Origin of the sequence: Polynucleobacter sp. Latsch14-2, assembly GCF_018881925.1 — a bacterium.
Classification (GTDB): Bacteria; Pseudomonadota; Gammaproteobacteria; order Burkholderiales; family Burkholderiaceae; genus Polynucleobacter.
On the sequence record NZ_JACVPL010000001.1, the window covers coordinates 163,646 to 188,222 of the forward strand.

Annotated in this window: 20 protein-coding genes; 11 read left to right on the plus strand and 9 right to left on the minus strand. The window is 46.5% G+C overall.

What is annotated here, in order from left to right; genetic code table 11:
* Positions 1-146: 146 nt before the first annotated feature.
* The 5 genes from lptB to ICN46_RS00970 are packed head-to-tail and all read right to left on the minus strand — an operon-like array spanning position 147 to position 3,706.
* Positions 147-914: an LPS export ABC transporter ATP-binding protein gene (gene lptB / locus ICN46_RS00950; RefSeq protein WP_216203581.1), complete on the minus strand. Its 768-nt coding sequence runs from the start codon at positions 912-914 to the stop codon at positions 147-149.
* Positions 911-1,468 carry an LptA/OstA family protein gene (locus ICN46_RS00955; RefSeq protein ID WP_216203583.1) on the minus strand — a complete coding sequence of 186 codons (558 nt, stop codon included), beginning with the start codon at positions 1,466-1,468 and terminating at the stop codon, positions 911-913. The genes lptB and ICN46_RS00955 overlap by 4 nt, the downstream gene beginning before the upstream one ends.
* A 10-nt stretch (positions 1,469-1,478) precedes the next feature.
* Positions 1,479-2,120 carry an LPS export ABC transporter periplasmic protein LptC gene (gene lptC, locus ICN46_RS00960; protein ID WP_216203585.1) on the minus strand — a complete coding sequence of 214 codons (642 nt, stop codon included), beginning with the start codon at positions 2,118-2,120 and terminating at the stop codon, positions 1,479-1,481.
* A 3-nt stretch (positions 2,121-2,123) separates the two neighbouring features.
* On the minus strand, positions 2,124-2,696 hold the full coding sequence (locus tag ICN46_RS00965; protein ID WP_216203587.1) for a KdsC family phosphatase: 573 nt from the start codon (positions 2,694-2,696) through the stop codon (positions 2,124-2,126).
* Positions 2,697-2,713: 17 nt separating this feature from the next.
* On the minus strand, positions 2,714-3,706 hold the full coding sequence (locus ICN46_RS00970; RefSeq protein WP_216203589.1) for a KpsF/GutQ family sugar-phosphate isomerase: 993 nt from the start codon (positions 3,704-3,706) through the stop codon (positions 2,714-2,716).
* Positions 3,707-3,717: 11 nt separating this feature from the next.
* On the opposite strand from ICN46_RS00970, the gene ICN46_RS00975 reads away from it, so the two are divergent.
* Positions 3,718-5,700, plus strand: a complete 1,983-nt coding sequence (locus ICN46_RS00975) for a monovalent cation:proton antiporter family protein (RefSeq protein ID WP_216203591.1) — start codon at positions 3,718-3,720, stop codon at positions 5,698-5,700.
* A gap of 20 nt (positions 5,701-5,720) precedes the next feature.
* Here the strand turns inward: ICN46_RS00975 and uvrA are convergent, their stop codons facing one another.
* On the minus strand, positions 5,721-8,609 hold the full coding sequence (gene uvrA / locus ICN46_RS00980) for an excinuclease ABC subunit UvrA (protein ID WP_216203593.1): 2,889 nt from the start codon (positions 8,607-8,609) through the stop codon (positions 5,721-5,723).
* Positions 8,610-8,646: 37 nt separating this feature from the next.
* Here uvrA and ICN46_RS00985 point away from each other — a divergent pair, with 37 nt between their 5' ends.
* The gene (locus tag ICN46_RS00985; protein ID WP_216203596.1) at positions 8,647-9,822 is read left to right on the plus strand and encodes an MFS transporter; all 1,176 of its coding nucleotides are present in this window, start codon (positions 8,647-8,649) and stop codon (positions 9,820-9,822) included.
* 37 nt (positions 9,823-9,859) lie between these two features.
* Positions 9,860-10,318: a single-stranded DNA-binding protein gene (locus ICN46_RS00990; RefSeq protein ID WP_216203598.1), complete on the plus strand. Its 459-nt coding sequence runs from the start codon at positions 9,860-9,862 to the stop codon at positions 10,316-10,318.
* Positions 10,319-10,402: 84 nt separating this feature from the next.
* Here ICN46_RS00990 and queF read toward each other — a convergent pair whose 3' ends face one another.
* Genes queF through ilvA form a run of 3 tightly spaced genes read right to left on the minus strand, consistent with a single transcriptional unit; the run spans position 10,403 to position 13,690 of the window.
* Positions 10,403-11,230 carry an NADPH-dependent 7-cyano-7-deazaguanine reductase QueF gene (gene queF / locus ICN46_RS00995; RefSeq protein WP_216203600.1) on the minus strand — a complete coding sequence of 276 codons (828 nt, stop codon included), beginning with the start codon at positions 11,228-11,230 and terminating at the stop codon, positions 10,403-10,405.
* Between the two features lie 28 nt (positions 11,231-11,258).
* Positions 11,259-12,167 (minus strand): 5'-nucleotidase, encoded by a 909-nt coding sequence (locus tag ICN46_RS01000; RefSeq protein ID WP_216203602.1) that lies wholly within the window; start codon positions 12,165-12,167, stop codon positions 11,259-11,261.
* A 2-nt stretch (positions 12,168-12,169) separates the two neighbouring features.
* Complete coding sequence (ilvA, locus tag ICN46_RS01005; protein WP_216203604.1) at positions 12,170-13,690, minus strand: threonine ammonia-lyase, biosynthetic; 1,521 nt, start codon at positions 13,688-13,690, stop codon at positions 12,170-12,172.
* A gap of 133 nt (positions 13,691-13,823) precedes the next feature.
* On the opposite strand from ilvA, the gene ICN46_RS01010 reads away from it, so the two are divergent.
* The 8 genes from ICN46_RS01010 (at position 13,824) to aspS (ending at position 24,551) form a co-directional block, all read left to right on the plus strand.
* Positions 13,824-17,663, plus strand: a complete 3,840-nt coding sequence (locus ICN46_RS01010) for a DUF3683 domain-containing protein (RefSeq protein WP_216203605.1) — start codon at positions 13,824-13,826, stop codon at positions 17,661-17,663.
* On the plus strand, positions 17,663-18,061 hold the full coding sequence (locus ICN46_RS01015; protein ID WP_216203608.1) for a gamma-butyrobetaine hydroxylase family protein: 399 nt from the start codon (positions 17,663-17,665) through the stop codon (positions 18,059-18,061). Before ICN46_RS01010 ends, ICN46_RS01015 begins: the two co-directional genes overlap by 1 nt.
* Complete coding sequence (ubiE, locus tag ICN46_RS01020; RefSeq protein WP_216203610.1) at positions 18,061-18,804, plus strand: bifunctional demethylmenaquinone methyltransferase/2-methoxy-6-polyprenyl-1,4-benzoquinol methylase UbiE; 744 nt, start codon at positions 18,061-18,063, stop codon at positions 18,802-18,804. Before ICN46_RS01015 ends, ubiE begins: the two co-directional genes overlap by 1 nt.
* A 57-nt stretch (positions 18,805-18,861) precedes the next feature.
* Positions 18,862-19,764, plus strand: a complete 903-nt coding sequence (locus tag ICN46_RS01025; RefSeq protein ID WP_216203612.1) for a Tim44 domain-containing protein — start codon at positions 18,862-18,864, stop codon at positions 19,762-19,764.
* A gap of 52 nt (positions 19,765-19,816) precedes the next feature.
* Complete coding sequence (locus tag ICN46_RS01030; RefSeq protein ID WP_216203615.1) at positions 19,817-20,434, plus strand: ubiquinone biosynthesis accessory factor UbiJ; 618 nt, start codon at positions 19,817-19,819, stop codon at positions 20,432-20,434.
* A gap of 3 nt (positions 20,435-20,437) precedes the next feature.
* The gene (gene ubiB / locus ICN46_RS01035) at positions 20,438-22,018 is read left to right on the plus strand and encodes a ubiquinone biosynthesis regulatory protein kinase UbiB (protein WP_216203617.1); all 1,581 of its coding nucleotides are present in this window, start codon (positions 20,438-20,440) and stop codon (positions 22,016-22,018) included.
* A 63-nt stretch (positions 22,019-22,081) separates the two neighbouring features.
* Positions 22,082-22,735 (plus strand): DUF502 domain-containing protein, encoded by a 654-nt coding sequence (locus tag ICN46_RS01040; RefSeq protein WP_216203619.1) that lies wholly within the window; start codon positions 22,082-22,084, stop codon positions 22,733-22,735.
* A 16-nt stretch (positions 22,736-22,751) separates the two neighbouring features.
* Positions 22,752-24,551 (plus strand): aspartate--tRNA ligase, encoded by a 1,800-nt coding sequence (aspS, locus tag ICN46_RS01045; RefSeq protein ID WP_216203621.1) that lies wholly within the window; start codon positions 22,752-22,754, stop codon positions 24,549-24,551.
* Positions 24,552-24,577: the final 26 nt, after the last annotated feature.

Consider the following 24,577-nt stretch of genomic DNA (forward strand, 5'->3'; position numbering starts at 1 on the left):
GCGCAGCAAGCCCCGCAATGCTTAAACTTGTCTGGTACTTGTATCTTTGGAATGGACTTCATGAACCTCCAGCGTATCAGCGATTTTGCTGAAATCCAAGTGGTGGAGCAGCTTTATTTCAGAAATAACCCTTTAAAAGGAAATTCTTACATTTTAAAGTTTTCACCTAAGTAGACCCTGCGGACAGCATCATTTTGAATAATTTGGTCTGGCTGACCCTCGGCTAGCACGCTACCTTCACTGATAATGTAGGCGTGATCGCAGATGCCTAGGGTTTCGCGGACGTTGTGATCCGTAATCAAAACACCAATTTGCCGATCCCGTAAAAAACGCACGATCCTTTGAATTTCTCCAACGGCGATCGGGTCAACGCCCGCAAAAGGCTCATCTAACAAGATAAATTTAGGTTGTGAGGCTAATGCCCTCGCAATTTCTACACGGCGACGTTCGCCGCCAGAGAGGGATAGGGCTGGATTATCTCTGAGGTGAGTAATTTGGAGTTCGCCCAACAGCTCATTCAGGCGGTGAGCAATCTCAGCCTTGCTTAAAGATTTTCCATCTTGCACCTGCAACTCAAGTACAGCTTGAATATTTTCAGCAACATTGAGTTTTCTGAAGACAGAAGCCTCTTGGGGTAGATATGACAAACCCATGCGGGCGCGCTCATGAATTGGCAGGTGAGTAATATCCGTTCCATCCAGCACGATATTGCCTCCGTCCAAAGGGACTAGACCAACAATCATGTAGAAGGATGTAGTTTTACCTGCGCCATTGGGCCCAAGCAAGCCCACCACTTCGCCACACTTCACTTCAACCGATACGTCGCGCACAACAGTCCTTGAGCCATAGCGTTTTTGCAGATGGTGCGCGCTTAAGGTTGCGGGATTATTGTTTTGAGTTGAATCTGCTGTCATTTCTCTAGTGTGGCTTTTCGTCTTGGTGAAAGAATGGCTCTAGCCAAAGGCAAGTCATCCGGTTTTGCATCTGTTGGGGGTGATACGCGATAGTACTGCTTAATATCATCGTACTCAATTTTCCAGCCACGCAATTGATCAAGCATTTGCATACTTAATAAGCGCTTGAGGCTGGCATCACCAGTTAATGTCAGCAACTCAGTTTTAGCGTTATAGCTGACGTTAGTTCCCTGGCCTTGTATGAATTCATCGGCAGGCCCCTCGCGTCGTTGTCTAAAGCTCGCCACTTCTTCGGGTGTGCCTTTGATGTCAACATATTCGTAGCCCTCTGGATCTACTTTGATGTTGCCTTGTTCGCCTGTAACGACAATCGTTCCTTTGATAAGGAGGATTTTTCCGTTCAGTTCATAGGCTTGTTGTACATCATTTACGGAAACTTTTTCTGCCTCAAGAATAAGCGGTTTATCTTGGTCTGCTTTCTCGGCATGAGCTAAGGGGGTGATTAAAAAATTTAGGCTGGTTAAGCCTAAAAGAATATGTCGAGCTGGGTGCATAGTAATCACTTTACTGCGCCTGGCGCTGTAGGCGCTCAATGCGACCTTTTACTTGGCCTGATAAGACCATGCTTTGATCGACATTATTAAATGTCCCACCATCAGCAGAGTTCATTACCGACATACCTTGCTCAAGTCTGATCGGCTTATCTGTTTCAATGATGTCATCGTTAATTAGCACTCTAAAGTAGGATGATTGGGCAAGCATGCGTGGGCTTGCTGGTTCAGAAGCGGTAGCAGCTTGTGCTGGGCGAAAAATTTCAGCATTGCTGACTAGATCAAGAATTGTTAGATCACCATCAAGGTGTCCAGTGTCGGACTTTACTGTGACCGGTGCTTTATCTGCTTGAAACAAGCGCATACGCGGAGTAAGAATATCAATCGATGCATCGTCATCGTAGTGCGTTACTTTTTTACCAAGCACACGATATTTTGTATTACCTATCTCATTTAAGGCCGATAGAGCGCCGCCCTCAATAATGTAGTCCGGTTCATGCAATCGAACTCGTTCGAGTAGAGAGCTTTCGGGAGGAGTATTTTTTCTCACAAGCCAAAAAGTCATTAGGGTAATTGTGCCCATTACAAGTAATGGCATTAGGCGCAATATTGTGCGCCCTAAACTCATTTTGATTTGCTGGGGATTTAATTGCATGAGTTAATTGCGAGCTTGACTGAGTAATTCTTCGTATCGGTTCTGTGCCTTGAGAATGAGGTCACATAGTTCGCGTACAGCGCTGTTGCCACCTGTGCGGTTTGTCACATAGTGCACACTGTCTTTAACTGCTTCATGTCCTTGTGCTGGAGATACCTTTAACCCAGCCTTACTCATCATTTTCAGGTCTGGCCAGTCATCGCCCATGACTGCGCAGTCTGTATGAGTCAGGCCCATAGACTGCAAAATTTGCTCGAGTGCATGCGCTTTGTTATCAACACCCATGTAGACATGCTTGATATTTAGTTCTTCACATCGCGCCAGAACCATTTGGGAGTTGCGACCAGTAATGATGGCAGTGGGAATGCCGCATTGCTCAAGCAATTTGATGCCTAGGCCATCCTGAATATCAAAAGCCTTTAAGGATTCTTTGCCATCAACCCCGATGAATACTTGCCCGTTGGTCAGAACCCCATCCACATCGAGCACTAAGAGCTTGACTTTGGCGGCACGCTCCCATGCTTGTGGATATTGGCTTAGAGGGTTGGTGTTGTGGGTATTAAAAGCGCTTGGCATGAGGTAAATAAATGACCTTAAATAACTTTGGCTGCAAATAAGTCGTGTAGATTGAGGGCGCCGACTAGGGTGCCATTTGCATCGGTCACCACCAAATGATTAATGCGGTGTTTCTCCATCATTTCGATTGCTTCTTCAGCTAGTAGTTCTGGCGGAATGGTTCGGGGCGTAGAGGTTGTTGCTTCTTTTAAAGTGACGCCATCTAGATTGGTGCTCTTTTCTAGTAGACGACGTAAGTCACCATCTGTAAAGATGCCTGTCACTTTGCTCTTGTCATCTAGTGTGATGACCATGCCCATGCGTTTAGCGGTCATCTCTAGCAAGGCTTCTTGTAGTGATGCTTGAATAGAGATCTTGGGAGTTTCATCAATGCTGCGCATGACTTCACTTACATGACTCAATTGCTTGCGGCCGAGGCGACCACCGGGATGGGAGCGGATAAAGTCTTCAGCTTGAAAGCCTCTAGCATCTAAGAGTGCTACGGCAAGTGCATCACCCATCGCAAGCGCGGCCGTGGTGCTAGTAGTGGGTGCTAGATTAAGGGGGCAAGCTTCTTTTTCTACGCTGGTATCTAAATGAGCATCAGCGAGTTTTGCCAGGGATGATTCAGGCGCTCCAGTCAGGGCGATGAGTTTTGCTCCAGTGCGCTTGACGATTGGTACGATGGTCAGTAATTCATCGGTTTCCCCGGAATTAGACAAGGCAACAAACACATCTTCACGTGTCACCATGCCTAAATCACCGTGACTTGCTTCAGCGGGGTGAACGAAAAAGGCGGGCGATCCAGTCGAGGCAAAAGTTGCAGCAATCTTGCGTGCGATATGGCCAGATTTGCCAATGCCAGATACAACAATACGTCCTTTGCAATCATGCAAAAGTTCTATCGCATGCACTAGGGCATCTGCATTGGGGCCTTCAAGGCGATCGCGCATTGTTTGCAGTGCAGCAGCCTCAATAGTGAGGGTGTCGCGCGCAAGCTTTAGGGTTCGTTCACGAGTCTTAGCTATCATCGAGTAAGTATATGCCGTCAGTCCTTCAATTAACTCTCATCTTGCTGGCCTCTGCTGTGGCCGGAGTGGTTATTTTCCGCTATTTTGGCCTGCCGCCCATTTTGGGCTATTTAGCCATTGGCGTGTTGATTGGTCCAAAGGCCTTGGCCTTGGCAAATGATTCGGCCACAGTGAAGTATTTGGCCGAATTTGGGGTGGTTTTCTTGATGTTTTCCATTGGCCTGGAATTCAATCTTCATAAGCTTAGGGCAATGCGGTCGATAGTTTTTGGTCTTGGCGGTAGCCAGGTCATTTTGACAATGCTATTAGCGGTGCCTGCCAGCCTCTTGATGAACTGGATTTATCCGATTTCTTGGGAGGCAGCTATCGCCCTCGGGGGTGCATTAGCGATGTCGTCTACAGCGATTGTGACCAAATTAATTGCTGAACGCTCTGAATTGGAGTCCCAGCATGGGCGTAATGTCATCGGAATTTTGTTATTCCAGGATCTAGCAGTGGTATTTCTGTTAATTCTTTTGCCATCTCTTGGCAAAAATCCTGGTGATCTGATCTTTGCTCTAACTGCAGCTTCGGTCAAGATTGCAGTGGCATTGGGGCTTATTTTCGTTATTGGCAAAACCCTCATGAGTCGTTGGTTTAGCTTGGTAGCTAAATTACGTTCACAAGAACTTTTTATGCTCAATCTTCTCCTGATTGTGTTGGGTATGGCTGGTCTCACTGAGCATTTTGGTTTGTCTTTAGCGCTGGGGGCATTTCTTGCGGGGATGTTGATTTCGGAGACTCCTTATCGACATCAGGTTGAGGAGGATGTAAAGCCTTTCAAGGATGTCTTGCTAGGACTCTTCTTTATCACGATTGGAATGTTGCTTGATCTTGAGGTAATTTATCAGCAATGGTTCTTAGTACTGCTTCTACTCATTGGCCCATTAATCTTTAAATTTAGCTTGATTGCATTGTTATCAAGGGCTTTTGGTTCTAGCACTGGGATCTCAATTCGCACAGGCTTGTGTCTGGCTCAGGCCGGTGAATTCGGATTTGTCTTGCTCAATCAGATTGACGGCTTAGACTTGATTGATCCCGCATTAAGTCAAGCGGTGCTAGCTGCAATGCTGATATCGATGTTTGGTGCGCCATTCCTAATTCAATATAGCGATCGTATTGCAATGCGTTTTTCCAGCAATGAATGGTTGCTGCAATCATTGGCATTGACGCGTGTGGCTGCCAAAAGTGTGCGCACTGAAAATCATGTGGTGATCTGTGGATTTGGCCGTTCAGGTCAAAGTCTTGCACGTATGCTTGACCAAGAAAAAATTCCTTATATTGCATTGGATATGGATCCGGATCGCGTAAAGGAGGCCGCCACCGCAGGTGATAACGTGGTCTATGGAGACGCCAGTCGCGAGAATTATTTGGTTGCGGCAGGCCTGTCTAAAGCAAAAGCAGTGGTTATTACCTATGCGGATACTCCGGCTACTATGAGGGTATTGCATCAAGTGGAGCGCTTACGTCCTGGTATGACGATCTTGGTGCGCACTAAAGACGATGCTGATCTTAGTAAATTACAAGCCGCTGGCGCAACTGAGGTTGTGCCTGAATTAATCGAAGGCAGCCTGATGATGGCCTCCCATGTCTTGTTGATGATGGGCGTGCCTATGCGCAAGGTAGTTCGAATTGTTTCGAATGCACGCGAGGCAAGATATAGCCTATTGCGTGGATATTTCCGAGGCTCTGAAGCGGATGATTTTGCTGCCAATGAATCTTGGCGCTTACATTCTGTGACCCTATTGCCTGAGTCGATCAGCATTAATAAGACTCTGGGTGAGTTGAGCTTAGAGAACGATGGAGTTAGTGTGCAGGCGGTCAGACGTAAGGTCGACGGAGAAGACTATGTCAAGTTAGACTTAAGCCCCAACATACGTCTTCAAGCAAACGATATTTTGGTGTTATCAGGCAATCCAGAAGCGACCGACTTGGCCGAATCTAAACTGCTCTGATGTGCCGACTGTATTGACTGCTACTTTCTCTTGGTTTTGTTCGCTGGTTTCCGAGCTAGCAATGGTGCCAAGTAATGACCAGTAAAGCTTGCCTCATTCTTCGCTACTTCTTCAGGCGTTCCGGTAGCAATAATTTGCCCACCACCAGCACCGCCTTTCGGTCCTAAATCAATAATCCAATCGGCAGTCTTGATAACATCTAAATTGTGCTCGATGATCACAATCGTATTGCCCTGTTTCTTAAGTGTTTGAATCACGGTTAGTAAGAGCTGAATATCATGAAAGTGCAGGCCAGTAGTTGGCTCATCCAAAATATAAAGTGTTCTACCGGTATCGCGTTTTGAGAGCTCAAGCGATAGCTTTACACGTTGTGCTTCACCGCCGGATAGCGTGGTAGCGCTTTGGCCTAATTTCACATAGCCAAGACCAACATCCAATAAAGTTTTGAGCTTGCGCTTAACTACAGGTACGGCTTCAAAAAATTCATGCGCTTGCTCGATCGTCATCGAGAGTACTTCGTGAATGTTTTTACCTTTGTAGCGAATGTCTAACGTTTCACGGTTGTAGCGCTTTCCATGGCAGACATCGCAGGGTACATATACATCTGGCAAAAAGTGCATTTCTACCTTGAGTACGCCATCACCTTCGCATGAATCGCAACGGCCACCTTTGACGTTGAAAGAGAAGCGTCCAGCTTCATAACCGCGTTCACGAGCTGCCGGTACGCCTGCAAATAATTCGCGAATCGGCGTGAAGAGACCGGTATAGGTTGCTGGGTTTGAGCGTGGCGTTCTACCGATGGGGGATTGATCAACACTAATAATCTTGTCGAAGTGCTCCAAACCTTTGATGGCATCGTGGGCTGCAGGCTCTGCATTCGAGCCATAAAAGTGTTGTGCCACCGCATGATGTAGGGTGTCGTTAATGAGGGTGGATTTACCTGAGCCTGAAACCCCGGTAACACATGTTAACAATCCCACTGGAATTTTTGCATGGACAGATTGGAGGTTATTGCCACGAGCGCCAATAACCTCCAAGAAGCGATCACTCACTGGAATGCGTTTTTCGGGAACTTCGATACGCTCACGTCCAGAGAGGTAAGCGCCCGTAAGAGATTTAGGGTTTGCCTCTACTTCTGCCGGAGTTCCTTCTGCAACAACTTCACCGCCGTGTATACCGGCACCTGGGCCGATATCAATCACATAGTCGGATGCACGAATCATATCTTCATCATGCTCGACAACTAATACACTATTTCCCAAATCCCGCAAATGTTTGAGGGTTCCGATAAGGCGATCATTATCACGTTGATGTAAGCCGATAGAGGGCTCATCTAAAACATACATGACCCCTGTTAGGCCAGAGCCAATTTGTGAGGCTAGGCGAATACGTTGGGCTTCACCGCCGGATAAAGTATCAGCACTGCGCTCAAGCGAGAGATAGTCGAGTCCAACGTCATTTAAAAAGCGTAAACGTGCACCAATCTCTTTGACGATTTTATCGGCGATTTCTCGTTTGGCGCCTTTAAGTTCCAGTGCCTCAAAATATTCTTTTGCTTCTTTCAATGGTAGGGCGCTGATTTCATAAATAGCGCGCGATTGTTTTTTCTCGCCCACCTTCACAAAGCGGGCTTCTTTACGCAGACGGCTACCACCACAATCTTTACAGGTTTGTACGTTTTGATACCGTGCTAATTCTTCACGGACAGTGGCTGAGTCCGTCTCTTTATAGCGCCTCTCAAAATTAGCAACGATGCCTTCAAATGGGTGTTGACGAACACTTAATTTACCGCGCTCATTAATGTACTCGAACGGGATTTCAATTTCACCGGAGCCTAAGAGAATCAAGTCTTGTTGTTTCTTGCTCAGAGTCTCGAAAGGCTTCTCCACATCAAAGCCGCCATGCTTAGCTAAGGTTTGTAGGAGTTTGAAATAAAACTGATTGCGTCGATCCCAGCCTTTAATGGCGCCTGAAGCCAGCGAAAGGTCAGGGTGAGCAACAATGCGTTTGGGATCAAAAAAGGATTGATGGCCCAGGCCATCGCAGGATGGGCAGGCACCCATCGGGTTATTGAAAGAGAAAAGGCGTGGCTCTAGCTCTTGCAGTGAGTATGAGCATACAGGGCAGGCAAATTTGCTTGAGAAGATCATGTCTTTGCCTGTATCCATGTCGACGATCATGGCTTTGCCATCGGCAAGACGCAGGGCAGTTTCAAAAGATTCAGCTAAGCGTTGCTGAATATCAGGGCGCACTTTGATGCGATCTACTACGACTTCAATGGAGTGCTTATCGTTTTTCTTTAACTCTGGTAACTGATCAACTTCAAAGATTTCTGCCTTGGCTGTATTAGTTGTCCCGCCACCGGAGCGTACCCTAAAGCGTACAAAACCTTGCGCTTGTAGATCTTGAAATAAGTCTACAAACTCGCCCTTACGTTCGCTGACAACGGGAGCCAAGATCATCAGCTTGGTATCTTCCGGCATTGCTAGAACGGTATCTACCATTTGAGAAACGCTTTGCGCTTCTAATGGGAGATCGTGATCGGGGCAATGGGGCGTGCCAGCTCGCGCAAATAGCAGCCTTAAGTAATCATGAATTTCTGTTACTGTCCCGACGGTAGAGCGCGGGTTATGACTGGTAGCTTTTTGCTCAATAGAAATTGCAGGTGATAAACCTTCGATCGTATCGACATCAGGCTTTTCCATGAGCTGTAAGAATTGGCGGGCATATGCGGACAGGGATTCCACATAGCGACGTTGACCTTCGGCATAAAGGGTGTCAAAAGCCAATGAACTTTTGCCCGAACCGGATAGGCCGGTCAGGACGACCAATTTCTCTCTAGGGATGTCTAGATTGATATTTTTGAGGTTGTGCGTGCGTGCACCGCGGATCTTAATTTCGTTATTCATGATTTTTTAGCGTAACTTGTTAATATAGCCTTTTCCTATGAATCCTTTCGAACTTCGCTCCACTCTGGCCTTAGCAGGCATTTTTGGCCTCCGCATGCTGGGGCTTTTCCTACTTTTGCCAATTTTTAGTATTCATGCGCGGGGCTTACCGGGCGGGGAGCATGCTTTATGGGTTGGACTGGCTTTGGGGATTTTCAATATCGTCCAGGCCTGTTTTTATATCCCGCTGGGGCGACTATCTGACCGAATTGGCAGAAAACCAGTGGTTTTCTGGGGGCTTTCTCTATTTGTTGCTGGTGCCTTAATTTGCGCAGCTCGGGATGATTTGCTGTGGATTGCGATTGGACGAGGCGTTATGGGTGCTGGAGCAATTTCAGCAGCTATCTCTGCCTGGGTTGCCGACCTCACTCGTGAACAGGTGCGCACACGAGCCATGGCTTTAGTTGGAGGCAGCATTGCCCTCTCGTTTGCCTTATCTCTTGTGATTGCGGCGCCTATCTATCGCATGATTGGTTTGAGCGGTATTTTTATTGTGTTAGCAGTGCTTGGTGTCATGGCTATGTCTGTGACATATTTTGTACTTCCCACCAATATGCCAGAACTTAAAGCGCCTCAAGCATCTCTGAAGGAAGTATTTTTTCGCCCTGAGTTAATGCGCCTGAACGCAGGCGTTTTTGTATTGCATGCAACTCAAGTGGCAATGTTCTTGGTGGTGCCTCGCTTATTGGTGCAGGCAGGTTTGCCGTTGTCAGCCCATTGGCAGGTATATCTACCAGTTGTGCTGCTGTCTTTCTTTTTGATGGCGCCTGTGCTGATTATTGGCGAGAAGAAACAACGTCTGAGGCCTGTTTTATTGATTGCGATTGTGTTGCTTTTTATTGCGGAATGTTTTTTTATTGGCACCTCATCAATCTTGTCAATTGCTGTTGCTTTATTAATATATTTTGTTGGATTTAATCTACTGGAAGCTTTACAACCATCTTTGGTCTCACGATTTGCGAAAGAATCAAAAGGTACTGCTCTAGGTGTTTACAACACCACTCAATCGATTGGTCTGTTCTCAGGGGCCGTCATTGGGGGTTGGTTAATGGATAGCCATGGAGATTTATCAGTCTTTGCTGCTGGTGCAGCATTGCTGCTTTGCTGGCTTATAATTGCTTGGTCGATGCGCGAACTGCCTGCAAAGGTTGTAGATTCAACGGCCACACTTTAAGATTTCATTCACATTACATTTTTCTTCGGGAGACAACATGGCTTCGGTAAATAAGGTCATCATCGTAGGTAACGTAGGGCGCGACCCAGAAACGCGTTATATGCCAAGCGGCGACGCTGTTACGAATATTTCAGTAGCGACATCAGATCGTTATAAAGATAAGCAAACCAATGAAATGAAAGAAACCACAGAATGGCATCGCGTTGCATTCTTTGGCAAGCTTGCTGAGATCGCAGGGCAATACCTCAAAAAAGGTTCGCAAGTTTATGTTGAGGGTCGTTTGCGTACACGTAAGTGGACCGATGCGAGTGGTCAAGAAAAATATTCCACTGAAATCGTTGCAGAAACCATGCAAATGCTTGGTGGGAAGCCGGTAGGCGGCAGTGAGGGTGGTGGTGAAGGTTATAGCCGCGCTAAATCTACTGAACAGTCTGCACCTGCTGCATCTTCCAGTGCCGCTTCACTTGGTGCAATGGATGACGATATTCCGTTTTAAAATAGTTTTACTCTATTTTAAAAAAGCCCTTGTAGGTTTTCCTGTAAGGGCTTTTTCTTTGGTGCTTATTCTCTGCGATTTTTCTTATTGCCTAGCGTGCCTAGTGTTGTCAGGCCAAGGTGCATTATGGTCAGTGCGAAATGGGTTGATATCTAAGCCGCCACGTCTTGTGTAGCGAGCATAGACAGACAGCTTATCGGGTTTACATTGGCGCTTGATATCGCAAAAAATAGTTTCAACGCAATGCTCATGAAACTCACCGAGCTGCCTAAACCCAATCAAATAACGTAGCAGACCTTCTTCCAAAATTGGACGTCCTTGATAACGAATTTGGATGCTTGCCCAATCGGGTTGACCCGTTACGGGGCAGTTTGATTTCAGCAAATGAGAAACTAGGCATTGCTCAATTGGGCTAAAAGATTCATTTACCTTAAGCAGCTCTGGATTGGCGGACAGGCTGGGATCAATTTCAATATCCAGTCTATCCATCAACACCCCACTCATTTCTTGCATACCCTTTTTGGCAATAAGTTCAGGAGGGTTGATGCGGGTCGAAATCTTACTGCCTACTACTGAGGATAAATCTGTCATTAACCTCTCGCGTACCTCTGTTTCATTGGCAAATTGCGTGCCATTAAGGCTATTGAGGTAAAGCTTAAAAGATTTGGACTCAACCATATTTGGTGAGTCGGCGGGAATTTGAAATTCAGCTAAAGCAATTTGTGGTTTACCTTTTGCATTAAGCCAGCTTAGTTCATAAGCGTTCCATATATCAACACCAACAAAAGGCAATGCTTGGTTGGGTTTGAGATTGAGCTTGAGGCGATTCTCAGAGCGTGGAATTGGAAACAATAAACTCGGATCATACTGATCTGGATATTGCGTGGCTTGACCGAGCGTTAATATTGCCATGATTGCTTGTGAATGAGTTTTAGGGCGTTTAGCTTTTGGGTCGATTAGACACGCCAGATACAACATGGCCGGTCGGCGCAACAGAGGCGGCTGACTGGCAATGGCCTGTTTGATCATCGAAGAAAAAATCGGGCTCAAACTCACGGAGAAATTCACCCTTAGATAGCCCACCTAGGAACATGGCTTCATCTACATCAATACCCCATGCCATCAATGTACGAATGGCTCGCTCATGTGCCGGTGCTGAGCGCGCAGTCACTAACGCAGTACGGATGCGCATTCCCTTTTCGCTAGTGGAGCGTTGCAGTCGATGCAGAGCTTCAAGCAAGGGCTTAAAAGGCCCCGGTGGCAATGGAATGTCTGCCTTTTTACTTTCGTGATCTACAAAAGCTTCAAGCCCTTTATCCTGAAATACTTGCTCAGCTTCGTCAGAAAAAAGTACTGCATCGCCGTCGAACGCAATCCGAATTTCATTAGGATGGGATTCGGCAGTTTTACTGGACTCTGGATAGACGCGTGCCGCGGGGAATCCAGCTTCAATCGTTGCGCGCACATCATCTTCATTTGCTGATAGGAAAAGATTGGCGTGCAGTGAACGTAGGTAATGATATGGAGGGCGCCCTCTAGTAAACACACCGCGCTCTAAATGCAATCCGTGGTGCTCCGCAGAGCGGAATACGCGTAAGCCGCTGACAGGATCATTGCGAGAAAGAATGACCACCTCAACCCGCTGCTCATCTCCTTCATTAAAGGCGAGTAGTTTTTTGACCAAGGGAAAGGCTACCCCCGTCTGCGCAGCTTTACCGAGGCGGTCAAGCTGTAATTTCATGTAGGCGCTGTCATCACTAGATTCAAAGATGCGATTTTCTTCTTCGAAATCAAAAAGAGCGCGAGAAGAAATAGCAACGACGAGTTTTCCGGTAAGTGTGTATGACATTTTTATTTCAGGAAGAGGCGATATGCAGGATTTTTACTCTCGTCCCAGTGCGGGTAACCAAGAGTGGCTAAGAATTTTTGGAATTTTTTCTGCTCATTTTCTGGTACTTGAATTCCAACAAGGATCCGACCATAGTCTGCGCCATGATTTCTATAGTGGAAGAGGCTAATATTCCAGTTCGGCGCCATGCTGGTTAAAAATTTCATTAAAGCACCGGGACGTTCTGGAAATTCAAAGCGATAAAGCAACTCATCTTTTGCAAGCGCAGAGTGACCGCCAACCATATAGCGCAGGTGCGACTTGGCAAGCTCATCATGGGTTAGATCAATCGTTGCAAACTTTGCTTTAGTGAAATGCTTTGCAATCGCGGCGCTATCCCCCGCTTTCTGGGTGCCGATGCCAACAAATATATGTGCCTGGCTACCATCGGCAATACGATAGTTGAACTCAGTAACATTGCGCTTGCCTAGTAGTTCGCAGAATCGTTTGAAGGAGCCGCGCTCTTCTGGAATGGTTACCGCAAATACAGCTTCGCGGAATTCGCCAACATCAGCACGTTCTGCTACGAAGCGCAGGCGACTGAAGTTCATATTAGCCCCGCAAGCGACCGCAACCAAAGTCTTCTTTTTGGTTTTATGTTTTTCGACATACTTCTTCATGCCGGCAATAGCTAATGCACCTGCGGGCTCAAGAATGCTGCGAGTATCGGTAAAGACATCATTAATTGCGGCGCAGATCTCATCCGTATCAACCGTGATAATGTCGTCAACCACGCGTTTGCAAATACGGAAAGTTTCTTTGCCAACCAATTTGACGGCAGTGCCGTCAGAAAACAGACCAACATCCTTCATCTCGATGCGTTTATTGGCCTTGAGTGAGCGCCTCATCGCATCAGAGTCAACAGACTGCACACCAATTACTTTAGTTTTTGGGCTGACTGCTTTAACATATTCACCAATGCCGGCTATCAGACCGCCGCCGCCAATAGCGACAAAAATAGCCTCGATCGGTTCTTGGTGTTGGGCAAATATTTCTTGGGCAATCGTGCCTTGCCCGGCAATAACATCGGGATCATCGAAGGGGTGAACAAAAGTAAGTCCACGTTTGCCCTCTAATAGTTTTGAATGCTGGAAGGCATCGCTATAGGACTCGCCATGCAAAATGACTTCTACCCAGGAACCACCACGGGCTTTAACTGCTTCAATTTTGACGCTAGGGGTGGTTGTCGGCATCACGATAAGCGCTTTGCACTTCATTTTGGCGGCTGCCAAGGCAACCCCTTGGGCATGATTACCGGCAGAAGCAGCAATGACCCCGCGTTTTAGGGTTTCGGGGGTTAAATGGGCCATTTTGTTATAGGCACCCCGCAGTTTGAAGGAGAAAACCGGCTGGTTATCCTCCCGCTTTAGTAAAACTTGGTTGCCTAAACGCTTGCTCAGTTCTGGGGCTAGCTCGAGCTCTGTTTCCCTAGCTACATCGTAGACCCGGGCAGATAAAATTTTCTTTAAATAATTCGTTGCCATCCGATGAGCATACCACGGATGCGGCTAAGCCCTTAGATTTGAAAGGGTTTATCTCTTTCGTCAACAACTTTTCGTATTTCCTGCCAATATCAGGATTGCTCAATTAAAATGCTTATTTATCAAATATGACGCTATGAATGCTCCATTAGCTTTGAATCAGTTGTTGGACGCCGAGGCCGGTGTGCCTCGTTTGCGTGAAATACCCTACAACTACACCTCCTTTTCTGATCGAGAAATCGTGATTCGCCTCCTAGGTGCGGAGTCATGGCGAGTGCTAAACGACTTGCGTGGCGTTCGCCGTACTGGTCGCTCGGCTCGGATGTTATTTGAGATTTTGGGCGACATCTGGGTGGTTCAGCGCAATCCCTTTTTGCAAGACGATCTATTGGATAACGCTAATCGTCGTCAACTGTTGATTGATGCCTTATGGCATCGTTTGGGTGAAGTCAAGAAACGCTCCAGTGGTGATTCAGCAGGACAAGTTGAAATCTTATTAAGTGCTGCTCGTCGTGCGGTGGAAAGCTTTGAGAGCGGATTTAAGGAAGTTGAGCAGATTCGTAAGCGCGCTAAGAAAGTATTGGCTCGTCATACTGCTAAGGACAATATTTGTTTTGATGGCGTCTCTCGCGCAGCTCATGTAACTGATGCTACGGATTGGCGCGTTGAATTTCCATTGGTTATTTTAAAGCCAGACTACGAATCTGAAATTCCCGGTTTAGTAACGGCTTGTATTGAGTTAGGTCTAACGATTGTTCCGCGTGGCGGTGGTACGGGCTATACAGGAGGAGCGATTCCACTCTATGCCATGTCTGCCGTGATTAATACCGAGAAGCTTCAAGACATTGGAGGGGTGAAATCGCAACGTCTCCCTGGGGTTGATCATGAGGTGTCAACGATCTTTACTGGTGCAGGTGTTGTCACTCGTAGAGTGGCGGACGCGGCCGAGCACGCTGGCCTGGTGTTTGCGGTTGATCCTACCTCAGCTGATGCAAGTTGCATTGGTGGCAATATTGCGATGAATGCCGGTGGCAAGAAGGCCGTGCTCTGGGGTACTGCGCTTGACAACTTAGCCAGTTGGCGAATGGTTGATCCTGAAGGCAATTGGTTGGATGTTGAACGTCTTGATCACAATCTTGGCAAGATTCATGTGGTAGAAAAAGTGCGCTTCCAACTAACTTGGTCAGATGGTGCAAGCGAGCCAGGTGAACGCATTCTAAAAAAAGAATTACTGGAGGTCGAGGGTAAACGTTTCCGTAAAGAAGGCTTAGGCAAAGATGTGACTGATAAATTTTTATCGGGCCTGCCTGGCGTGCAAAAAGAGGGTTGCGATGGCTTAATTACTAGTGCAACTTGGATATTGCATCGCATGCCGAAGTTTATGCGCACTGTTTGCCTTGAATTTTTTGGACAAGCACGTGAAGCCATCCCTAGCATTGTCGAGATCAAAGCTTATTTAGATAGCTTGAGCAAACAAGGTGGACCAATCTTGGCTGGCCTTGAACATTTAGATGATCGCTACTTAAGAGCGGTTGGCTATTCCACAAAGTCAAAACGCAATAGCTTGCCAAAGCTTGTTTTAATTGGCGATATCGCAGGTGATGATGAGGAAGCTGTAGCTGCGGCCACCAGTGAAGTGGTTCGTATGGCTAATCTGCGTGTGGGCGAAGGTTTTGTCGCCGTGAGCGCCGAAGCGCGCAAGAAGTTTTGGCTTGATCGCGCCCGTACAGCAGCGATTGCCCGCCATACTAATGCGTTCAAGATCAATGAAGACGTGGTCATTCCATTGCCGCGAATGGGTGAATATACCGAGGGTATTGAGCGTATTAATATTGAGCTATCTCTCAAGAATAAGTTGCAAGTCTTGAGTGGCCTAGAAGTCTTTCTGAAGAAGAGCGCATTGCCTTTAGGAAAGAGTGATGAAGGGTATGAGATCCCTACTGCAGAAATTTTGGGAGATCGTGTACAGCAAGCATTGGATTTAATTGCCAGAGTGCGGGCGCGTTGGTCAGAGTGGTTAGACCAGATGAACACATATTTTCCGCAATTGCAGGATTACAGTTTGCGAGCTTCTTGGAAAGAGGAAGTGCGCTCCGAGCTCCGCATTATTTTTGGAGGTTTGGCTTTTGAGCCGATTCTAAATGAACTAGAGGCTATTCATAAGAAGGTCTTGCGTAAGCGCGTCTTCGTTGCTCTACACATGCATGCTGGCGATGGTAATGTGCATACCAATATCCCGGTGAACTCGGATGACTATGAGATGTTGCAAGATGCCCATCATGCAGTCGACAGAATTATGGCTCTGGCACGCTCTTTGGATGGCGTCATTTCGGGTGAGCATGGAATTGGTATTACCAAGCTGGAATACCTCACCGAGGCAGAGCTAAAAGATTTTCGTAGCTATAAAAACCGCGTTGACCCAGAAGGGCGCTTCAATAAAGGTAAGTTGATGCCAAATGCCAATCTTAGCTTGGCTTACACGCCGAGCTTTGGTTTGATGGGTCACGAGTCCATCATCATGCAGCAAAGTGATATTGGCGCAATTGCAGATAGCATTAAAGATTGTTTGCGTTGTGGCAAATGCAAACCGGTTTGTTCTACTCATGTGCCGCGAGCGAATTTGCTATACAGCCCTCGTGACAAGATTTTGGCAACCTCACTGCTGATCGAGGCCTTCTTATACGAGGAGCAAACTCGTCGAGGTATTTCAATTCGTCATTGGGAAATGTTTGATGACGTTGCTGCGCACTGTACGGTTTGCCATAAGTGCTTAACTCCATGCCCAGTCAAAATTGACTTTGGGGATGTGACGATGAATATGCGCAATTTATTGCGCAAGATGGGCCAACAACGCTTTAACCCAGGTACTGCTGCATCCATGTTCTTCTTAAATGCAACTAGTCCTGACACTATTAATCTTGCTCGTAAGGCCATGATTGGCTGGGGCTATAAAGCCCAGCGCTTGGGTAATGATTTATTGCGTAAATTTGCTAAAAAACAGACTGCACACCCACCCGCAACAGTGGGTAAGCCATCGATTAAAGAGCAGGTCATTTTCTTTGTAAATAAGAAGATGCCTGGTAACTTGCCTAAGAAAACTGCGCGGGCACTATTAGATATAGAGGACGCTGATTACGTTCCGATTATTAGGGACCCTAAAACGACTTCAGCAGATACTGAAGCAGTGTTTTATTTCCCGGGTTGTGGTTCTGAGCGTTTATTCTCTCAGGTGGGGTTGGCCACACAAGCAATGCTATGGAATGTGGGTGTTCAGACAGTTTTACCACCAGGGTATTTATGTTGTGGTTACCCGCAACGTGGCAACGGCGAATTTGATAAAGCCGAGAAAATGATTACGGATAACCGCGTGCTATTCCATCGCGTTGCCAATACATTGAATTATCTCGATATCAAAACGGTCGTTGTTTCTTGTGGAACTTGCTATGACCAATTGGCCGGATATCAGTTTGAGCAGATTTTCCCAGGCTGCCGAATCATTGATATTCACGAGTATTTATTGGAGAAGGGCGTTAAGCTTTCTAATGTCACTGGCGTGAAATATATGTATCACGATCCTTGCCACTCACCTATGAAATTGCAAGATCCAATGAAAACGGTGAATGAGTTAATTGAAATGCAAGATGGCGTAGCCATCAAGAAGAATGACCGTTGCTGTGGGGAGTCGGGAACGCTTGCAGTGACGCGCCCAGATATTTCTACCCAAGTACGTTTCCGCAAGCAAATTGAAATGGAGAAGGCTGCCAATGAATTGCGTAAGGGTGATGAGGCTGCTGACGTTAAGGTGTTGACTAGCTGCCCATCTTGCTTGCAAGGGTTGTCCCGTTTTGATGCAGATAGTGATACAACAGCCGATTACATTGTTGTGGAGATGGCACAAAAAATATTAGGTAAAAATTGGATGCAGGATTATGTTGCCAAGGCTAACCAAGGTGGTATTGAGAGGGTATTGGTTTAATGATTCCAAGCAATATTGTGGTTCACCAACAATCCAAGGTATTGGAGCTTGCTTACGAAAATGGCAAGACTTACCGTCTACCATTTGAGTTTCTCAGAGTGTTATCGCCTTCAGCTGAGGTTCAAGGTCATGGCCCCGGCCAAGAGACGTTACAAACCGGTAAGCGCGAGGTATTGATTGCCAATATCGAGCCAGTGGGTCACTATGCCCTGAAGCCTAGCTTTTCGGATGGACATGACTCTGGTTTGTATTCTTGGGATTTTTTACAATATTTATGCGAAAACCAAGAGCAATTATGGAAACTGTATTTGGATAAATTGGCTGTTGCTGGTCTTGATCGGGATGCGCCAATGACATCGCAGCAGCATTCGCATGATCATTCCTGTGGAAGTCATTGATGAGTAAGACCCATTTCGGTTATCAAAGTGTTGATGAGGCTGAAAAAGCCAGCAAGGTCGCCGAAGTATTTCATTCGGTGGCGAGTAAATATGATGTGATGAATGACTTGATGTCATTTGGCTTACATCGTTTGTGGAAAAAAATCACTATTGCTCGTGCACAAGTGCGTCCGGGACAAAAAGTACTCGATATTGCGGGTGGTACTGGCGACTTGGCCGCTGCTTTTGCTAAGGCTACAGCGTGGGGTGCAAATCCTGACGCCCAAGTTTGGCTGAGTGATATCAATGCCTCTATGTTGGGTGTTGGGCGCGATCGCCTGCTTGATCGAGGTTTAGCGCTTCCTTGCGTTCAATTTGATGCAGAGAAAATTCCTTTTCCGGCGAATCATTTTGATGTGGTGACGGTGGCTTTTGGTCTACGTAATATGACACATAAAGATGTGGCATTAGGCGAGATGTGTCGGGTCATTAAACCTGGTGGACGTGTTTTGGTCCTAGAGTTTTCTAAGCCAGATGCTTTTTTACAGCCGGTTTATGACGCGTATTCATTTAAGGTCTTACCCTGGCTTGGCGACAAGATCGCACAAGACTCAGAAAGCTATCGTTATTTAGCTGAGTCCATTAGGATGCATCCAGACGCTGATGCCCTAAAAGAAATCATGCTGGGTGTAGGATTTGATGAGGTTGAAACCCACAGAATGACCGGCGGCATCGTTGCCTTGCACATTGGAATTAAATACTGATTAATTTGTAGTTTGAATTACTTAAGCAATACAGCGCTTACACAAGGGGTAAATAAAATGAATAAGCATTTTTTCAAAGCGGTACTATTAAGTCTGAGTTTGGTATTTGCTTTAGTTGGCGAGGCTGACGCTGCTCGTTTGGGTGGTGGCAGAAGCTTCGGTAGGGCGCCAAGTGCACCAATGCAAAGACAGGCGGCACCTGTCCAAAAACCAGTTCAACAAGCTCAGCCTTCGGCTCCAGCTCCAGCATCGCAAGCGCCGACGCCTAGTCGTTTTGGCGGAATGGGGGGAATTTTGGGTGGCTTAGCTGCTGGTCTTGGGATTGGCTATCTTTTATCCCACTTTGGCATGGGGGAGGCAGCATCATCTCTTATTACTGGTTTATTGATTGCCGCATTAGCTGGTTTTGTCATTATGTTTGTTATTAGGAGATTGCTGCCCGCAATGCCTGGTGTGGGACAAGCTTCTGGTGCACCCATGCAGCGCGCCACGTTTGATAAGCTACCAAGAAATGAACCTGGGTTCAATCCAGCCGCCAATGCTTTTGGTGGCACAAGTGCAGAGCCTGAGCCATTTAAATCAACCTTGCCACCAGGGTTTGATGAGTACACTTTTTTAGAAAATGCGAAACAATATTTTGTGGGCTTACAAAAAGCTTGGGATCAGGGTGATTTGGCTGCTTTGCGAGAATTTACTACTGCCGAAATGTTTGCCACGATTCAGCAAGATTTAGCTGGCCGCACCGATGGCGCTAATCGGACAGACGTTATCAGAATCAATGCACAACTTTTAGGTATTGAAGTGGCTGATAACGCTTATTACTGCAGCGTTCAGTTTGGTGGAATCATTCAAGAGCAACAAGGTGCTCCTGCAAATAACTTCTCCGAAATCTGGAATTTGAGCAAGCCAGTTGAAGGTCCTGGGGGCTGGGTACTAGCAGGTATTCAGCAGTTGGTTTAAGCTTGAGGTACTTTCCATTGGAAACCCGCACTCGTGCGGGTTTTTTACACTCATGAATGCTGTTTCTAAGACACATACCATTGCGGCTGGCGTAGCAAGCCAGGGGATGAACCATGTGTTATCCGCTGAGCCATGGGCTTTGGCGGAACTAGCGCGACATGCCGGCAAAACTGTCCTTTTGCGATCTCCTGTAGGCGACCTTTGTTTTGAAATTACTTCCACTGGCCTATTAGCTGCATCAAAATCCGTGGATGATAGCTCCTTAATTTTGGAGGTATCAGCCAAGGTATTGGGTGAGCTTTCCAGTGGTTCAGGCACGCTGCGTGAACAGGCTTTTAAGGCGGTGAAGATTACTGGCGATGCTGATTTAGCGCAATTATTAGGACGTCTTGTGGGTCAAGTTCGCTGGGAGTATGAAGAAGATTTGGCAAAATTTTTGGGAGATGCTCCGGCAAATTTCGTAGTACGCCAAGGCAAGAAATTTGTTTCAGCAAGCCAATCTGCAGCAAGCGATTTTGTCGATAATGTTGTCGAGTATGTTACTGAAGAAAGAAGAGTATTGCTCAATCAGCGAGACTTTAAAGCTCACAAGAATGCATTGAATGAACTACGTGATGCGGTTGATCGTATGGATAAACGAATTCAATTAATAGTACAGAAGGCTAAATAAATCGTGCGTCGACTTGCTCGTCTTTGTTTCATTTTCTTTACCGCTTGGCGCTTCGGCCTCTTGCCTTTATTGCGAGATAACTTAAAGCCCGGCATTAGCCGAAGTTTCCTTTGCATTCTTTGTTGGACTTCACCCAATTCTGATTTACCTAGGGGCGCTCGTATTCGCTTAACCCTTGAAGCCCTTGGACCTATATTTGTAAAGTTTGGACAGGTCCTTTCAACGCGGCGAGATTTATTACCAGAAGATATTTCTGATGAACTAGCAAAATTACAGGATCAAGTCCCACCATTTTCGAATGCAGAGTCGCGGCGCTTAATTGAAGAGGCGCTTGGACAGCCCATTGAAGAAATATTTTTGAGTTTCGATGCTAGCCCGGTGGCTAGTGCCTCCGTAGCTCAGGTGCACTTTGGAATTTTGCGTGCAACTGAGAAGCACCCGGAGTGGCATCATCGGGCCGCAGCTATTAAAGTCTTGCGCCCTGGAATCTTGCCGGTGATTGAAGGCGATATTGCCTTGATGTATGACTTGGCAAAAATTATTGAGCGCACATCTGAAGATGGTCGTCGCTTAAAGCCGCGAGAAAATGTTGCTGAGTTTGACACCTATTTGCATGATGAGCTAGATCTCATGCGAGAAGCGGCAAATGCAAGTCAATTGCGCCGGTATTTCACGGACTCTAAAAAGTTGATGATTCCAGAGATGTATTGGGATCTATGTCACACCAATGTCATTGTGATGGAACGTATGGAGGGTATCTCCATTGGTCGTAATGAGGAATTGCGTGCAGCGGGTGTTGATTTTAAAAAGTTGGCCGCAGATGGCGTTGAAATATTTTTTACACAAGTTTTTGAATATGGTTTTTTCCATGCAGATATGCACCCAGGAAATATCATGATCAGCTTAGAGCCAGAAACTTTCGGTCGTTTTATTTCTTTGGATTTTGGCATCGTTGGCGCTTTGAGTGAGTCAGACAAAAATTACTTGGCCCTGAATTTTTTGGCGTTCTTTAATCGCGATTACCGGCGCGTTGCTGAGTTGCATATTGAATCCGGTTGGGTTCCTGCCAATACACGCGTAGAGGAATTAGAAGGGGCAGTACGTTCCGTCTGTGAGCCTTACTTCGATCGTCCTTTAAAAGAGATTTCGCTGGGAATTGTATTGATGCGTTTATTTCAAACCTCGCGTCGCTTTAAGGTGGAAATTCAGCCGCAACTAACTTTGTTGCAAAAAACACTCTTGAATGTTGAGGGGCTTGCTCGCCAATTGGATCCAGACTTAGATCTCTGGAAAACGGCAAAACCGATTTTGGAGAAGTGGATAAGTCAGCAGTTGGGGTGGCGCGGACTGCTCGATGGCCTCAAGGCAGAGGCGCCTGCATGGGCCAGAATCTTACCAACTTTGCCCCGTTTAATTGCTGAAAGCTTGGCGCAAAGCCAGAAAAAAGAACAAAACGTCGAACTAGAGGTTTTAAAGGCTCTTTTACAGCAGGAAAGACGCACTCACCGATTAATTATGGGCGGATTGCTCTTTGCAGGTGGGTTTTTGGCTGGAATTTTGATAATCGGCCTAGGTATTTATTAGTCTTTCGCCGAATGGCCTCTAACCCGTTAAAATAGCGGGTTAGGCAAAGCACAAGCATTTCATATGAAAAAATACTTTATCGCAGGCATTCTTGTATGGGCCCCCATGGCCGTCACTATTTGGGTGATTACTTGGGGCTTGGATTTGCTCGACGGTGTTTTTGGTTCGGTGATGCACGCCATTATTGCCGTATTTCCAAGTCAATTTTCTGCCGATCTTCAGCATTTCCGCAACTTGCCTGCCGTTGGTATTGCGATAGTGATTGCGGTCATTATGTTGACCGGCTTGCTTGCTATTAGTTTTGCAGGTCAGTGGTGGATGAAGGTTTGGGATCGGCTCGTTAATCGCATCCCGGTGGTACGTTCCATTTATTCCAGTGTGCAACAAGTGTCATCTACTTTATTTTCTGGAAGTGGCCAGGCATTTAGTAAGGCGCTATTAATTCGTTACCCGCACGCTGACTCTTGGGCGATCGCGTTTCAGACGGGCATTCCAGCTCAAGAGGTAACTGCTAAATTGGGTGCAGATTATGTCAATGTCTTTTTGCCGACCACTCCAAATCCAACTTCTGGTTTTTTTATGGTTGTGCCTCGTGCGCAAACGATCGAATTAAATATGAGTGTAGAAGAAGCGCTCAAACATATTGTTTCAATGGGATCTGTTCCTCCCACTAGCCCAACTGGCCTGAATGCTATTCAGCCACCAAATCATCTTTGATTTATAGGAAATTGTTATGTCGATGCGAAGCCATACCTGTGGCCAGGTAAATGAGTTACTAATCGGAAACGAAGTCACCCTTTCTGGGTGGGTCAATCGTCGTCGTGATCACGGTGGAGTGATCTTTATTGACTTGCGCGATCATCAAGGCTTCGTGCAAGTGGTATGTGACCCAGATCGCCCTGAGATGTTTTCTCTTGCTGAGCAAGTACGTAATGAGTTTTGTATTCAAATCAAAGGTCTTGTGCGCGCGCGCCCAGTCGGTACGGAGAACACCGATTTAGTCAGTGGTAAGGTCGAGGTGCTGTGTCATAGCCTGACTATTTTGAATGCTTCCATTACGCCACCATTTCAATTGGATGATGAGAACTTATCTGAGACTACCCGCTTAACCCACCGAGTTTTGGATTTGCGTCGTCCGCAGATGCAAAAGAATTTACGTCTACGTTATAACGTTGCTATGGAGTGCCGTCGCTACTTAGATGCTGCTGGTTTTATCGATATCGAAACGCCAATGCTCACAAAGAGTACCCCAGAAGGCGCTCGTGACTATTTAGTGCCTTCCCGTGTTCATGATGGCCACTTCTTTGCTTTGCCGCAATCCCCGCAATTGTTTAAGCAATTATTGATGGTGGCTGGTTTTGATCGCTATTACCAAATTACGAAGTGTTTTCGTGATGAAGATTTACGCGCAGATCGTCAACCTGAATTTACTCAGATTGACTGTGAGACTGCTTTCTTGAGTGAGGTCGAGATCCGTGATTTATTTGAAAACATGATTCGTCATATTTTCAAGGTCACTATGAATGTCGAATTGCCTAATCCATTCCCAACCATGCCTTACTCTGAGGGTATGGCACGCTTTGGTTCTGATAAGCCGGATCTTCGTGTGAACTTTGAGTTCACTGAGCTAACTGATCTGATGAAAGATGTTGATTTCAAAGTGTTCTCCGGCGCCGCTAACCAAGATGGGGGTCGGGTAGTTGGTTTATGTATTCCTGGTGGCGCAGCCATTAGTCGCAGCGAAATTGATGACTACACCCAATTTGTTGCGATCTACGGTGCTAAAGGTTTGGCATGGATTAAGGTGAATTCTGTTGCTGAAGGGCGTAATGGCCTGCAATCGCCTATCGTGAAGAATTTGCATGATGCTGCGATTGAAGGGATCTTAAAGCGAACTGGCGCTAAAGATGGCGACATTATTTTCTTTGGTGCTGATAAAGAAAAAGTCGTAAATGATGCGATAGGCAATTTACGCTTACGCATCGGCCACTCCGCTTGGGGTAAAGAGCATGGTCTCTTTACTGAGGGTTGGAAACCATTATGGGTTGTAGATTTCCCGATGTTTGATTACGACGAAGGCGATGCTCGCTGGGTTGCTTGTCATCATCCGTTTACTAGCCCCAAAGATGAACACATGCAGTATCTTGAGTCTGATCCGGGCAAGTGTTTAGCCAAGGCTTATGACATGGTTCTCAACGGTAGCGAAATTGGTGGCGGATCGGTGCGTATTCACCAAGAAGCGGTGCAGAGCCAAGTATTCCGTGCCTTGAAGATTGGTGCAGAAGAGGCGCAAGCTAAATTTGGATTCTTATTGGATGCCTTGCAGTATGGTGCCCCTCCCCATGGCGGTATTGCTTTTGGGTTGGATCGTATCGTCACAATGATGACAGGTGCCGAATCTATTCGTGACGTGATTGCTTTCCCCAAAACACAGCGCGCCCAGTGTTTGTTGACACAAGCACCTAGTCCAGTTGATGAGCGTCAGTTGCGTGAGTTACACATCCGTTTGCGCCAAACAACGCCGGCCGCTTAATTAACTTAGGTTGGTAACGCTAGCAT